This is a genomic window from Vibrio hepatarius, assembly GCF_011806575.1.
In the GTDB taxonomy this organism is placed as follows: Bacteria; Pseudomonadota; Gammaproteobacteria; order Enterobacterales; family Vibrionaceae; genus Vibrio; species Vibrio hepatarius_A.
In genome coordinates this window covers 236,430-249,507 of the sequence record NZ_JAATOO010000003.1, presented here as the reverse complement: position 1 = coordinate 249,507, position 13,078 = coordinate 236,430, and the positions used below count along the sequence as shown (strand labels likewise).

General features: G+C 47.3%; 14 protein-coding genes. 9 read left to right on the top strand and 5 right to left on the bottom strand.

Translation table 11 applies throughout. The annotated features are described in order from the left end of the window. Both HCZ42_RS03800 and HCZ42_RS03795 read left to right on the top strand, forming a co-directional pair. Positions 1-840, top strand: an 840-nt coding sequence (locus HCZ42_RS03800; RefSeq protein WP_167419420.1) for a sulfatase-like hydrolase/transferase, incomplete at its 5' end; no start/stop codon positions are given. Between the two features lie 64 nt (positions 841-904). Then, entirely contained in the window at positions 905-3,103 is a 2,199-nt protein-coding gene (locus HCZ42_RS03795) for a multiheme c-type cytochrome (RefSeq protein WP_167419419.1), read from the top strand. A gap of 3 nt (positions 3,104-3,106) precedes the next feature. On the opposite strand, the gene HCZ42_RS03790 is transcribed toward HCZ42_RS03795, so the two are convergent. Then, a complete protein-coding gene (locus HCZ42_RS03790; protein ID WP_167419418.1) occupies positions 3,107-3,349 on the bottom strand; it encodes a DUF2798 domain-containing protein in 243 nt (80 codons plus the stop codon). Positions 3,350-3,500: 151 nt separating this feature from the next. On the opposite strand from HCZ42_RS03790, the gene hpaC reads away from it, so the two are divergent. Further along, the gene (gene hpaC / locus HCZ42_RS03785) at positions 3,501-4,007 is read left to right on the top strand and encodes a 4-hydroxyphenylacetate 3-monooxygenase, reductase component (RefSeq protein WP_167419417.1); all 507 of its coding nucleotides are present in this window, start codon (positions 3,501-3,503) and stop codon (positions 4,005-4,007) included. Positions 4,008-4,064: 57 nt separating this feature from the next. On the opposite strand, the gene hpaR is transcribed toward hpaC, so the two are convergent. The 4 genes from hpaR to HCZ42_RS03765 form a co-directional block, all read right to left on the bottom strand. Continuing rightward, a complete protein-coding gene (gene hpaR, locus HCZ42_RS03780; protein ID WP_167419416.1) occupies positions 4,065-4,490 on the bottom strand; it encodes a homoprotocatechuate degradation operon regulator HpaR in 426 nt (141 codons plus the stop codon). A 177-nt stretch (positions 4,491-4,667) separates the two neighbouring features. Further along, positions 4,668-5,966 (bottom strand): TRAP transporter large permease, encoded by a 1,299-nt coding sequence (locus HCZ42_RS03775; RefSeq protein WP_167419415.1) that lies wholly within the window; start codon positions 5,964-5,966, stop codon positions 4,668-4,670. Further along, on the bottom strand, positions 5,967-6,494 hold the full coding sequence (locus HCZ42_RS03770; RefSeq protein ID WP_167419414.1) for a TRAP transporter small permease: 528 nt from the start codon (positions 6,492-6,494) through the stop codon (positions 5,967-5,969). 4 nt (positions 6,495-6,498) lie between these two features. After that, positions 6,499-7,524, bottom strand: a complete 1,026-nt coding sequence (locus HCZ42_RS03765) for a TRAP transporter substrate-binding protein (protein ID WP_167419413.1) — start codon at positions 7,522-7,524, stop codon at positions 6,499-6,501. Positions 7,525-8,001: 477 nt separating this feature from the next. Between HCZ42_RS03765 and hpaH the strand changes: the two genes are divergently transcribed. From hpaH to HCZ42_RS03735, 6 genes are all read left to right on the top strand, one after another. Beyond that, on the top strand, positions 8,002-8,805 hold the full coding sequence (gene hpaH / locus HCZ42_RS03760; protein ID WP_167419412.1) for a 2-oxo-hept-4-ene-1,7-dioate hydratase: 804 nt from the start codon (positions 8,002-8,004) through the stop codon (positions 8,803-8,805). Between the two features lie 8 nt (positions 8,806-8,813). Next, positions 8,814-9,617, top strand: a complete 804-nt coding sequence (hpaI, locus tag HCZ42_RS03755) for a 4-hydroxy-2-oxoheptanedioate aldolase (protein WP_167419411.1) — start codon at positions 8,814-8,816, stop codon at positions 9,615-9,617. Positions 9,618-9,647: 30 nt separating this feature from the next. Then, positions 9,648-10,295: a fumarylacetoacetate hydrolase family protein gene (locus HCZ42_RS03750; protein WP_167419410.1), complete on the top strand. Its 648-nt coding sequence runs from the start codon at positions 9,648-9,650 to the stop codon at positions 10,293-10,295. Then, on the top strand, positions 10,292-11,071 hold the full coding sequence (locus HCZ42_RS03745; RefSeq protein ID WP_045598522.1) for a fumarylacetoacetate hydrolase family protein: 780 nt from the start codon (positions 10,292-10,294) through the stop codon (positions 11,069-11,071). Before HCZ42_RS03750 ends, HCZ42_RS03745 begins: the two co-directional genes overlap by 4 nt. Positions 11,072-11,080: 9 nt before the next feature. Beyond that, complete coding sequence (gene hpaE / locus HCZ42_RS03740) at positions 11,081-12,601, top strand: 5-carboxymethyl-2-hydroxymuconate semialdehyde dehydrogenase (protein WP_167419409.1); 1,521 nt, start codon at positions 11,081-11,083, stop codon at positions 12,599-12,601. A 64-nt stretch (positions 12,602-12,665) separates the two neighbouring features. Then, complete coding sequence (locus HCZ42_RS03735) at positions 12,666-13,061, top strand: 5-carboxymethyl-2-hydroxymuconate Delta-isomerase (RefSeq protein ID WP_039547321.1); 396 nt, start codon at positions 12,666-12,668, stop codon at positions 13,059-13,061. Positions 13,062-13,078 lie beyond the last annotated feature (17 nt).

The window sequence follows — 13,078 nt, the reverse complement described above, 5'->3', positions numbered from 1 at the left end:
TCAAACTACACCAATAGATACCCAGAGGGTCAAGCGTGGGATGAACTGTCCGACGAGCAGAAAAAGCGCGAAGTTAAATCGATGGAAATCTATGCCGCGATGATCGACCAAATCGACTTATACACCGGTAACGTGATCCAAAAACTTAAGCAACTTGGAAAATACGACAACACGATGATCGTGTTCTTATCGGATAACGGTACCGAAGGTCACACACTCGATGAGATTTGGCCAATGGACCAGTTCCCTAAAATACGAACCACAATCAACAATACTCACGATTTTAGCTATAAAAACATGGGCAAGAAAAGCTCGTACGCATTACTTGGTCCAAATTGGGGCAGGGTGACATCGCCTGGGTTTGATATGTTCAAAGGCTACCCTCAACTTGGTGGTACTCAGGTCATCTCGTTCATCAAATACCCGAATGTCGATAAGAAAGGCGTGATGGTGGATACGCTCACCACGGTAAAAGACTTTGTTCCAACCGTTCTTGACGTGACTAAGCTGACACAAGCCCATAAAGACAATATTGGCAAAGCGCACCATATGTATACTGGACGTTCTCTGGTCGATATAGAGCGCTCAAACGCGAGCGATGAACTGGTTGTTAGAGAGTTGTTTGGCAAAGTCTCTGTGAATGACGGTCAATGGATGGCGACGAGAAGCTTTGTCGAGAAAGATAGCAAATGGGCACTGTTTAACGTGCAAAGTGACGTATCCACAACGGTAGATTTGAGTGAACAACATCCTGAAGTGCTTAATAAGTTAAAACTTGCGTGGTTCGGTTATCAACGAGAAAACAATGTCATCATCCCTGATTGGGTGAGCGGCTATTAATCGTCAGGGCTTACTTCATTGTGGAGTAAGCCCTTTTTCTTTCTCTAACTCTAGCTAGCGACCTATGACCAAGTACGTTTTCATTTTTACGCTGTTATTAATCAGTCACTTCTCTTTTGCTGGTGAAGAAAGTGCGCAGTATGTTGGCTCGCAAATCTGCGCTCAGTGCCATCAAAAGCAAGTTGATGATTGGAAAGGCTCTCATCATGAACTTTCGATGAAGCACGCGAGCGAAGAAACGGTCTTAGGCGACTTTGATAACTATCAGTTGAGTGAGAATGGTCGCACGACACTGTTTTATCGTGAGAACGAGCAGTTCTGGGTCAAGATGGAGAATGAAAAAGGCGAGTTTGAAAAGTATCGGATTAAGTACACGTTTGGCTGGGAACCGCTGCAGCAGTATATGGTTGAGTTTGAGGATGGTCGCGTACAACTCATTCCGTATTCGTGGGATTCGCGCGAGGTCAGCAAAAGAGACAGCCGTTGGTTTGCTCTTCACCCTGATGTGAAACCTTATGACGAGTTTTATTGGCGCAACGCGGGGCAGAACTGGAACTATATGTGCGCGGATTGCCATTCAACTAACGTCAAGAAGAACTACAATGCGACGGAGAATAGCTACAACACCACCTGGACAGAAATCAACGTGGCGTGTGAGTCGTGCCACGGGCCAGCAAGCAAACATATTCAGGCTATCTCAACTAAACCAACTCCCAATAACTTAGGCTTTGAGCGTAACCTAGCGCAACGTGTTGCCGAGTGGATCAGCCAAGACGGTCAAGCGACGCTGGAGCCAAACCAAATACAACCGACCGATCAGGTAAAAGTCTGCGCCCAATGCCACAGTCGCAGAGTGCAGCTCAACGACAATTCACTTACAGCGCAACATTCATTGCTGGATAAATATCAACCGAGCCTGATAACCAACGAGCTCTATTATCCAGATGGTCAGGTGTTTGATGAGAATTACGTCTACGGATCGTTTCTCCAGTCTAAAATGGCAGCAAAAGGTGTTACTTGTACCAATTGCCATGACCCACATTCGGCCAAATTGAAGTTACCCGAGCCTGCATTGTGTAACCAATGCCACTCCGCGGAAAAGTTTAATACGACCAAACACACCTTTCATGAGGTAAATAGTGAGGCAAGCCAGTGCTCTAACTGCCACATGCCGAAACGCACTTACATGCAGATTGACGAGCGACGGGACCATTATTGGCACGTTCCGAAACCTGAAATCAACCATGTGTCAGGAGGGACGAGCACTTGCAGAAGTTGCCACAGTGACAAGCCCGAGTTGTGGGCGGCTAAGCAGCTCAATACTTGGTATCCAAACCGTAATGCGTCTCTCGCTGATACACGTATTTACAGCGATTATTTGCTGGCAAAAGATAAGCAAAGCTCGTTGGACGCGTTAATTCGCTTTATCGCACAAGAAGGCCGTCCAGAGATTGTTACCGCTTCTTCACTCCTTAAACTGAAAAAGTACGGCTCACCCAAAGTGTTGCCGGTCTTGGAGCGAGCGGCGCAAAGCGATAGTGAGCTAGTCAGAATGAGTGTTGCTGAAGCGTCATCACGCTTATCTATAAGCCTACGTTGGCCACTGCTTAAGACACTGCTTGAAGATGAGGTTTTGGCGGTGAGAACAGAATCTGCGCGAGCATTGGCAGTAGATTGGAGCTTGCTTAGCTCACAACAAAGAGATCAACTGAAAGCGCCGTTGAGCGAATACATCGAGGCTCAAACCTTCAACGTTGACCGCGCTTACGCCAGAGCAAACTTAGGTGATTTGTACCGCTATCAAGGAGAGGTGGAACAATCGATCAAACAGTACCAGAGAGCAATAGAAGTTGAGCCATATTACGAGTCTAGCTATGTCAACCTGGCGGATGTGTATCGCGTTATTGATAGCAATGATCTGGCGATTTCCACCTTACAGCAGGCTATGGTAAACCAACCTCGCTCGTCTGCAATCCCATTTAGCTTAGGATTGGCATTATTGCGTAATAGAGAAATCAGCAAAGCTGCATTGTATTTAAAAGCTGCTGCGGAGAAGAGTAACAGCAACGACTACTACTGGTATGTTTATTCCCGCGCGGTGGAATCCTTAGATATTAGAAAATCAATACTGGCTCTCGATAGAGCACTTAAAGTCAGTAACAAGTCGGTGTACTTGGATTTGATCTGCGAACTTATCGATAAGAACAGTCTTGCCACCGATCAGTTGTATACGGGTTACAATTGCGCTCAGCTTAATCAGTGAACCTCAATCGGAGGTCGGTTTGCTTTCACCTAACTGAGCCAGCCAGTGGGCGAAACGGCGAATTTTCGGCATTATGGTTAGGTTAAGAGCGAACGCTACAGGCCAAGCGACAAAGAACGAATCTCGCCACGCGCTCAACCAGTGCAGATTTAGCCCGACTTTACTCAGTGATATCACCCCAGACATCATCAATGCCATAAACAGCGAGCCCAAAATTGCTTGGATTAGAATCTCTTTTTTACTCATTTTCCTATCTCTAATTTGCTACGAAAAGTGCAAGTGATTACCACAAGTGTCTATTCATTCCTGAGCGGCTTTTTTGCATTATTATCCCAGCTACTAAGCAAACAGATAAATAAAACGATAAGTCAGTACTCAACAAGAATAAGGAATTACTATGTCTCTACAACAGGATTTTCGCGACGCAATGTCTAAGCTTGCTGCAGCAGTGAATATTGTCACTACAGGCGGCGAAGCTGGTACTGTAGGTATTACGGCGACTGCGGTTTGTTCAGTCAGTGACTCACCTGCAACAGTCTTGGTCTGTGTTAACCGTAACAGCGCCTCTAACGCAATCTTCAAGCAAAACGGCAACATGTGTATCAATGTTTGTGCAAGCGAACACCAAGAAATGTCGATGCATTTCGCTGGTATGACGGGTCTTGCGATGGAAGAGCGTTTTGCCCTTGAAGGTTGGCAAAATAACGCAGACCAAGTTCCAGTTCTTCACGGCGCTCTGGCGACACTGGAAGGCAAAATCGCCTCTTGCCAGGAAGTCGGCACACACACCGTGTTTTTTGTTGAGTTACACACTATCCACTCGAACAACAAAGACGGTTTGATTTACTTTGACCGTGAATTTAAGAATGTTGATGCTCGAGAAGTGGTTGCCGCTGTCGCTTAATATCGACACGTTGGCATTAGTAACTATAAAAACACCCACTGTTACGTGGGTGTTTTCTTATTTGGTTTGAATCGCAATTAGCTCGTTGAGTAGGTCGGACAACTGCTCATATTTGCTTTCGCCAAGCGCTTCTTTTAATGCGACGTATTGCTCTTCAATCTGAGGTCGAAGCTGTTCAACGAGAGCTGCGGCTTTGTCTGTCATATGAATGTAGAACTGACGACCGTCATATGCCGACTTTTGTTTGGTCACAAGTCCCTGCTTTTCTAAACGGCCAATAATGCCGGTTAAGCTCGGACTGAGAATGCATGTCTCTTTAGATAGGGTAGAGAAATCGATCGAACCCTTAGTATCTATCACTCTTAAAATGCGCCATTGTTGCTCTGTTAAGTCATTATCTGCCAAAACAGGGCGAAAGAAGTGCATTGCAATGTCTCGCGCTTTAAGTAATTGAAGTGGTAGAGAATTTTCGTATTTAGTCACTTAACTAACCTTATTTTTACTCTTTCTAGCCAACATTTATGTCAACGTTGTTGGATAATACGACTCATCCCTGCGCATATGCTATTACAAGATATATCCTTGGTCTAATAGTAATGGCGTTTGTATCCGAGTAGTTAAACAAAAAAAGCCCTTTAACCAGTAAAGAGCTTTCTAACATCAATAAAGCATATTCGGCAGGTACAGGGCGATAGCCGGCACCAGCACAATTAATGCTAATCGAACCATATCCGCCACCCAAAATGGTAAAACGCCTCTAAAGATGGTTGCGGTATTTATGTCTTTAATCAGCCCGGACAGAACGAACACGTTTAGCCCAACTGGCGGAGTGATCAAACTGATTTCGGTGACCACCACCACGATGATGCCAAACCAAATTGGGTCAAAGCCAAGCTCAACAATGACTGGATAGAAGATAGGCACTGTCAGCAACATCATCGACATACTTTCAAATACACACCCCAAAATAATGTAGATAACCAGAATAAGCCCGAGTGCCATCATCGGGGTGACATTGGCGGTTTGGATCAGCTCAACCAAAGCCGTCGGTAAACCTGCGCGGTTGACGAAGTTCGATAAGATCAACGCCGAAATGACCACGGCGAAAAGCGAAGCAGAGGTTTTTGCCGTATCGATGAGGATTTCACGTAGTACAGTGTAATTTAACTTGCCACGCACACCTGCCAATGCAAAAGCACCACATGCGCCAATACCAGCGGCTTCGGTTGGGGTAAACGCACCGATGTAGATGCCACCCATCACGATCACAAACAGCAGTAGGGTAGAGAAGATGCCTTTTAGCGCCAGCATACGGTCTTTCCAGCATACTCGCTCACCCGGTGGTGCGCTTTCTGGTTTACGTGACACTACCCACTGCACCGCAAGAAGGTAAAGTACGATACCGAGCAAACCCGGTAAGAAGCCAGCGGCAAACAACTCGCGGATACTGGTTTCGGTCAATAGACCATAAATCACCAACATCACGCTTGGCGGAATCAGAATCCCTAACGTGCCACCTGCCGCGATAGAAGCGGAAGCCAATCCGTCAGAGTAACCGTATTTGCGCATCGGTGGCATGGCGACTTTTGACATGGTTGCCGAGGTCGCGAGGCTAGAGCCACAAATCGCGGAAAAGCCACCACAAGCGAGGATAGTAGACATCGACAGACCGCCGCGACGATGACCGACAAACGCATTACACGCTTTATATAATTCGTTGGAGATACCTGCTTTGGTGACGAAGTTGCCCATCAAAATAAACAGTGGAATCACGGACAGTCCGTAATCTTGGCCAGTATCGATAATGCGTCGCGCCGCCATCGACATTGCAGCAGACCAGTTGTAATCGTTGATGTACCAAAAGCCGAGAAAGCCAATCACACCCATCGCAAACGCGAGAGGTAAACGCAGTAAAATCAGCGCAATCAGTACTGAAAAACCGATAATAGATTCAATCATTTAGGCCTCCTTGCCTTTAATGCTCACGTCTGACTCAGAGGATTTGCCAAATAGCATTTGCTTGGTGTAGTAACCCGCGTTGAACAGGGTTAATGCACCGCCGATAAAGCCGGTAATTGAAATCAGGTAGGTGATATAACCTAGCGGTAGCTCCAGGATCTCTGTCACTTCTTCGTATTCAAGCGAGCGACCCGCCAACTTCCAGTTGGTTGCCGCGACCAAAATCAGCGAACAAGCACAAATAAGATTGATGATGATCTGACGTAAGCTGATCCATTTGCTTGGGAAGTAGTTATCCAGCAAATCGACGCAGATGTTCTCTTCCTGCCAAGAAACCAAAGGGAACGCCATAAAGACCATAATCGCGAGCAAGACTTCAACCATTTCTGTTGACCCCAGAATGGGAGCATTCAGTAAGTTTCGAGACATCACATCAATAAACGTGACGACCATCATCAGGAACAAGCTCAAAGCAGCGAGGGAACCAAGCCCTCGCTCAATGGCTTTAGAAAGACTAAAACCAGACATCGCGTTACATTCCTTTCGCTAGCTGTTGGTTGAAGAACTGGTGTGCTTCAGGACCATTTACTTTGCGTTTTTCTGCCACTTTGTACCAATCCTCAACGAGAGGTTCACTGGCTTGTTTTAGCTGAGTGATCATCTCTGGCGTTGCTGGTGTAAAGGTATGGCCACCTTGAAGTGCTTCTTGGTAAGCGCTTTGGTCAGCGTCATCCCACATTTGACCAAATAGGCGAGACAGCTTTTCACCAGATACCGAACGGATCGCTTCTTGGTCTTTCTTAGAAAGATCGGCAAACGTGTCGCGGTTCATAATGATGGCAAAACTGCCGCGGTAAAGACCGCCGGGAACAACCAACGTATTATCGGCTACTTCCGCTAAACGGAACGAACTCAACGCTTCAAAAGGAAGATAAGCACCTTCTACTACGCCTTGAGATAGCGATTCGTAGACTTTATTGGTTGGAATAAACACCGGCGTGACTTTCATGTCTTTCGCCATGGTTGAGATAACACCGCCACCGACACGAATCTTCTTACCTTCGATGTCACTGAGTGCGTGTACTGGCTCTTTAGTGATAAGTTGACCTGGTCCGTGAACGCTCAAACCCATCACCTCTACACCGCGGTGCTCGCGACCCTTCTTGAGATATTTTTCGTAGGTGCGCCAGTAGGCCATCGACATTAACTCAGAGCTGCTTCCTTCAGCAAAAGTCGGGATTTCTGGAAGTTGAGTCAGTTTGAAACGACCTGCTTTATGGCCGTGAAAAATCCAAGTGACTTCACCAATTCCGTCGGTGACGACATCGATTTGTGTATGAGGAGGGGCGAGATCGTACTCAACTTTCAAGGTAACTCGGCCTTCGGTGGCTTCTTCAATCCACTTTCCCCAAGTTGGCCAGACAACTTTGTTGATGCCGTGGTTTGGTGATCCCCAAGTGCTGACTTTGATTACTTTTTCTAGTTCCGCATGTGCCGACATAGAGCTCATTAGCAAAAGTGCTGATGTCGCTATTGAAGCGATTTTGTTTACTCGCATGACGCTAGTCCTTTTTCGTTCACGTTAGGTGGGTTGCTCACTGAGTGAGTCATAATGATTTTTAATTAATATATTAACTAAAAAGGGGTAAACACAAACCGGAATGTTAATGAAGTGTGGAAAATATACTTAATATGTTAATTAGATCAATTTCTGGAAAATAATTTGCCTGATTTGCTCATTTTCTTGCTTTAGATCGACCTGCAACCTCTAGTAAATCTCAAAAAATAGTGATCTAAGTCGTTTAAATGATGAAATTAGAATCTATCCATTTCATTTGTTAACTCTCAACGTTATTTAAATCATTGAAATAAAACGATTTAAATTTTATCGGTGCGAAATTGGACAATAGTTAATATATTAAATAAAGTATTTAACATGTTAATTAAGTTCATCGGCTAGTAGCACGGCATGCATACGCCAGAATGAGCAAGTAGCAACAACAAATGTCGGTCGATATAGAAAAAGGAATACAGAATGTTAACAAAGGAGCAGCTGCAAGAAGCGGCTGAACGGCTGTACCACGCTGAGAAACAACGTGAACAAATCTCTGCGCTAACGCTGCAGTACCCAGAAATGACGATGGATGATGCTTACCAAATTCAGAGTGAATGGGTAGGGCGCAAGGTTAGTGAAGGTGCTCAGGTCAAAGGCTATAAAATCGGCTTAACGTCTCGCGCTATGCAAATGGCGGTCAATATTGATCAGCCTGATTACGGCGTACTGCTTGACGATATGTTTTTCCCTGATGGCGCGCAAATCAAAGCGGACGATTTCCTCGACCCACGTATTGAAGTGGAACTGGCGTTTGTCCTCAAAGATAAGCTAGAAGGTGACAATGTCACTATTTTTGATGTGCTTAACGCCACGGATTACGTTGTACCTGCATTAGAGCTCATTGCCGCGCGCTGCCATCGTACCGATCCGAATACGGGTTATACGCGCAAAGTCTACGACACCATCGCAGATAACGCGGCAAATGGTGGGATCATCTTAGGCGGGCGACCAATCAAACCAACGGAGTTCGATTTACGTTGGGCAGGCGCGATGCTCTATCTCAACGGTCAAATTGAAGAGACAGGCTTGGCAGCAGGTGTACTGGGTCATCCGGCTAACGGCATTTGCTGGGTATGCAAACGCTTTGCACCACATGGTGTTTCTCTTGAGCCAGGGCAAGTGATTCTCGCGGGTTCATTTACAAGACCAGTCGCAGTCAAAGCAGGCGATACGATTCACGCTGACTTTGGTCCGCTTGGCGGCATTTCAGTGAAGTTTGTCTAGAGGTGGTTATGTTACCGATTAACCAATTTAAGCAGCAATTACATCAGTCTCAGACTCTATGGGGGCTATGGCTCGGTCTACCAGACACCAGCTGCGCAGAAATCTGCGGCAGCGCGGGTTTTGACTGGGTGTTGATTGATGGTGAACACGCTTCTTTCGACTTAACCAGCATCAAACTGCATTTACAGGCGCTTGCTCCGCATTCGGCGTCTCCGATTGTGCGTGCTGAAGAAGCCAACCCAACGTTGATCAAACGCTTATTAGATATTGGCGCGCAAACTCTGCTGTTGCCGATGATCAATACCAAGCAACAGGCAGAGCAGGCGGTACGTGCGGCTTATTACCCGCCAGTGGGTGAGCGTGGTATTGGCGCAGCGTTGGCTCGCGCGTCTCAGTGGAATCGAATCCCGAATTACTTACACCAAGCAAACGAACAAATCAGTGTGCTGCTGCAAGTCGAAACGCAGCAAGCGATCGACAATATCGAAGAGATCGCAGCGGTGGAAGGCGTCGACGGCATCTTTATCGGCCCGTCTGACTTATCCGGCTCAATGGGACATATCGGCAATCCGTCGCACCCTGAAGTGGTCGCCGCGATTGACCACGCGATTGAGGTGATTCAAGCCCACGGTAAAGCGGTCGGTATTCTGAGCTTAGACCCAGCGCAAGCGCAGCGATACGCCAAGCGTGGGGTGAAATTTATTGGCGCAGGTGTTGATACCTTGCTGCTTAGAGCTGGCGCAGAATCACTCGCGCAGTCGCTGAAACAGCCGTTATCTGAATCGAACAAACTCGTCGACAACGTTTATTAATTCGTAGAGTCAGAAACTAGAGAACACATAATGAATACACAACTACAAGGAAAAGTGGTGTGCGTGGCGCTTAATGACGCCGAGCAACTGCAATCGATGCAGGCCACCTTTGAACAAGCGCCATACAAAGCGTTACCGACTCAACCGGTACTCTACTTTAAACCCCATAACACGTGGAATCACGCTCAACAGCCGATCGCATATCCGAAAGGGGACGAACTGGTTGTCGGTGCAAGTGTCGCGCTGATTATTGGCGAACGTTGCTGCCGCGTGAACGCTCAGTCTGCATTGGATTACGTCGCAGGTATCGCTCTACTGCATGACTTTTCGCTGCCAGAAACGAGCTACTACCGCCCAGATATTAAGGGCAAGTGTCTCGACAACTCAGCGACACTAAGCCAAGCGGTTATGGTGTCTGATATTGGTGATTTATCACAACAAACAGTAACCACTTATATCAATGACAAACCAATGCAATCACTGCCGTTGTCGCGCCTTGAACGTTCAGCACAACAGTTGATTGAGTTGATTTCACACATTATGACGCTAGAAAAAGGCGATGTGATTGCGATTGGTTTTGCAGGCGAAAGAACCAAGCTCGCACCGGGTGACGTAGTGCGCTCAGCGTTAAGTGAGTCAGTAGAGTTGGAGAATCAAGTACAAGGAGAGACAGCATGAAACGCGCACGTATTGAATATTTGGGAGATGTGCTGTCCGTTACAATTGGCGATGGTGACAATGCGATAACCGCAGATGGTCGCACCATTCCAGCAGGTCAATTTACTTGGCTATCGCCGATTGAAAATCCAGGCACCATCTTTGCGCTTGGTTTGAACTACGCGGATCACGCTTCTGAACTGGCGTTTGAGCCACCAAAAGAACCGCTTGTGTTCCTCAAAGGTGCCAATACGCTGACCGCGCATCAGCAACCGTCATACCGCCCGAACGATATCGAATTCATGCACTACGAGTGTGAATTGGTCGCGGTTGTGGGTAAAGAAGCACGCAACGTTAAACGTGAAGATGCGATGGACTACATCCAAGGTTTTACCATCTGTAATGACTACGCGATTCGCGATTACCTAGAAAACTACTACCGTCCAAATCTACGTGTGAAGAGCCGTGATTCATTGTGTCCAATCGGACCTTGGATTGTTGATTGCGACGACATTGAAGACGTTAACAACCTTGCGCTCACCACTCATGTAAACGGCGAATTAACACAGCAGGGTAACACCTCAGACATGATTTTTGATGTGCCGTTTTTGATTGAATACCTCAGCAGCTTTATGACCTTAAAACCGGGTGATTTGATTGCGACCGGTACACCAAAAGGTCTTAAGGACATTCAGCCAGGCGATGTTGTGCGCTGCACCATCGAAGGCGTTGGCAGCCTTGAAAACCCAGTGTTATCGGAAGATGACTTTTACGCGCGCCGTACAGTAGAACAGTAAGGAAGTGACATGACTCAACAGCTTGAACAAAATTTAGCGACCGCGCAGCAATACCTAGCGCGATTTCGTGACAACACACTTGGCCACTTTATTAACGGCGAGTGGACGTTAGGCTCAAAAGGCGAAACCTTCGATAACCTAACCCCAACTGACAATACTTCGCTGGGTAAAGTGGTAAAAGGAACGGCCGAAGACGTAGACGCAGCGTGCCAAGCCGCGCAACAAGCGTTCCCTGCGTGGGCAGAGATGTCTGGTGCGGAGCGCAAGAAGATCCTGCACAAACTCGCAGACAAGATTGAACAACGTGCGGAAGAAATCGCCCTTGTTGAATCGATGGACTGTGGCCAGCCTTTGCGCTTTATGCGTCAGGCGGCGGTTCGCGGCGCGGCGAACTTCCGTTTCTTTGCCGATAAATCACCTGAAGCAAAAAACGGTTTGTCGCTACACCAAGATACGCACACGAACTACACCATTCGTACGCCAATTGGCCCTGTTGGTGTGATCACGCCTTGGAATACGCCATTCATGCTATCGACATGGAAGATTGCGCCAGCACTTGCGGCGGGTTGTACCGTGGTTCACAAACCTGCTGAGTTCAGCCCATTAACCGCTGCGATTTTGGCTGAGTGCGCAAAAGAAGCTGGGCTACCTGATGGCGTCTGGAACATGGTGAATGGCCGTGGTGAAGTTGCCGGTAAAACACTGACAGAACACAAAGCGATCAAAGCGGTCGCGTTTGTCGGTGAAACCGTGACAGGTTCGATGATCCAAGCGCAAGGCGCACCAACATTGAAACGCGTGCACTTTGAACTCGGTGGCAAAAACCCAGTGATCGTATTTGATGATGCGGACTTTGAACGCGCGCTCGATGCAGTCGTATTTATGATCTACAGCCTCAACGGTCAACGTTGTACGAGTTCAAGCCGTCTGCTTATCCAAAATGGCATCAAACCGAAGTTTATTGAAGCACTGAAACAGCGCGTCGAATCGCTGCAAGTCGGTCATCCGTTAGACCCAGAAACGGAAGTTGGTCCACTCGTTCACCAATCTCATTACAACAAGGTAATGAGCTACATGACAGCCGCCGAAGAAGATGGCGCAACTATCGCAGTGGGTGGACGTAAGCTGCCAGAAAAAGGCGCAGGCAACTACCTGACTCCGACGCTGTTTACTGACGCCGATAACACGATGCGAATTGCGCGTGAAGAGATCTTCGGTCCAGTACTGACGTGTATTGGTTTTGATAGTGAAGAAGAGGCGCTAGAGATTGCCAACGACACAGACTATGGCTTATCTGGCTATATTTGGACGTCCAACACCGGCCGCGCAATGCGCATGGCAACCAAAGTGGAAGCGGGCATGATTTGGGTGAACTCGGAAAACAACCGTAATCTGCCATCACCATTTGGCGGTGTGAAGATGTCTGGTATCGGTCGCGATGGTGGTGATTGGAGCTTCGATTTCTACATGGAAACCAAGAACGTTTGTATCGCTCACGACTTACACCGCGTGCCAACGCTCGGCAAATAAGCGAAGAAGAACCGAAGACCTATCTAATCTCGGGCTCTGACACGGAGCCCGAAAGGAGAACAAAGTGCCACATTTTATTATGGAGTATTCGCCAAACGTTGAAACGGATATCGATATTCCGGCTTTGATGCAGGCGATTCACCGCGAAGCGATCGACACCGGCGTGTTCCCGAAAGGCGGAATTCGTACGCGTGCAATTAAATGCGATTACTACTTGGTTGCTGACGAAGATCCGGAAAACCGCTTTATCCACCTCACAGCAAAGGTTGGTGTGGGGCGAGACATGGAAACCTTGAAAAATGCCGCCCAGCGAGTATTCGATGTGTATTGTGAGTTCTTGTCAGAAGCGTTTGAGAAGCACTACCTCAGCATTGGTTTTGAGATGGTCGAACTTCATCCGCAACTGAATTTCAAGAAGAACAATATACACCAAAAGCTGGCGCAGCAGGCTTCTCAGTAGTTGTCAGGCAATAGTGG

Coding starts and splice junctions, on each gene's coding strand:
- HCZ42_RS03795 (WP_167419419.1), top strand. CDS start 905: ATGACCAAGTACGTTTTCATTTTTACGCTGTTATTAATCAGTCACTTC.
- HCZ42_RS03790 (WP_167419418.1), bottom strand. CDS start 3,349: ATGAGTAAAAAAGAGATTCTAATCCAAGCAATTTTGGGCTCGCTGTTT.
- hpaC (WP_167419417.1), top strand. CDS start 3,501: ATGTCTCTACAACAGGATTTTCGCGACGCAATGTCTAAGCTTGCTGCA.
- HCZ42_RS03775 (WP_167419415.1), bottom strand. CDS start 5,966: ATGATTGAATCTATTATCGGTTTTTCAGTACTGATTGCGCTGATTTTA.
- HCZ42_RS03770 (WP_167419414.1), bottom strand. CDS start 6,494: ATGTCTGGTTTTAGTCTTTCTAAAGCCATTGAGCGAGGGCTTGGTTCC.
- HCZ42_RS03765 (WP_167419413.1), bottom strand. CDS start 7,524: ATGCGAGTAAACAAAATCGCTTCAATAGCGACATCAGCACTTTTGCTA.
- hpaH (WP_167419412.1), top strand. CDS start 8,002: ATGTTAACAAAGGAGCAGCTGCAAGAAGCGGCTGAACGGCTGTACCAC.
- hpaI (WP_167419411.1), top strand. CDS start 8,814: ATGTTACCGATTAACCAATTTAAGCAGCAATTACATCAGTCTCAGACT.
- HCZ42_RS03750 (WP_167419410.1), top strand. CDS start 9,648: ATGAATACACAACTACAAGGAAAAGTGGTGTGCGTGGCGCTTAATGAC.
- HCZ42_RS03745 (WP_045598522.1), top strand. CDS start 10,292: ATGAAACGCGCACGTATTGAATATTTGGGAGATGTGCTGTCCGTTACA.
- hpaE (WP_167419409.1), top strand. CDS start 11,081: ATGACTCAACAGCTTGAACAAAATTTAGCGACCGCGCAGCAATACCTA.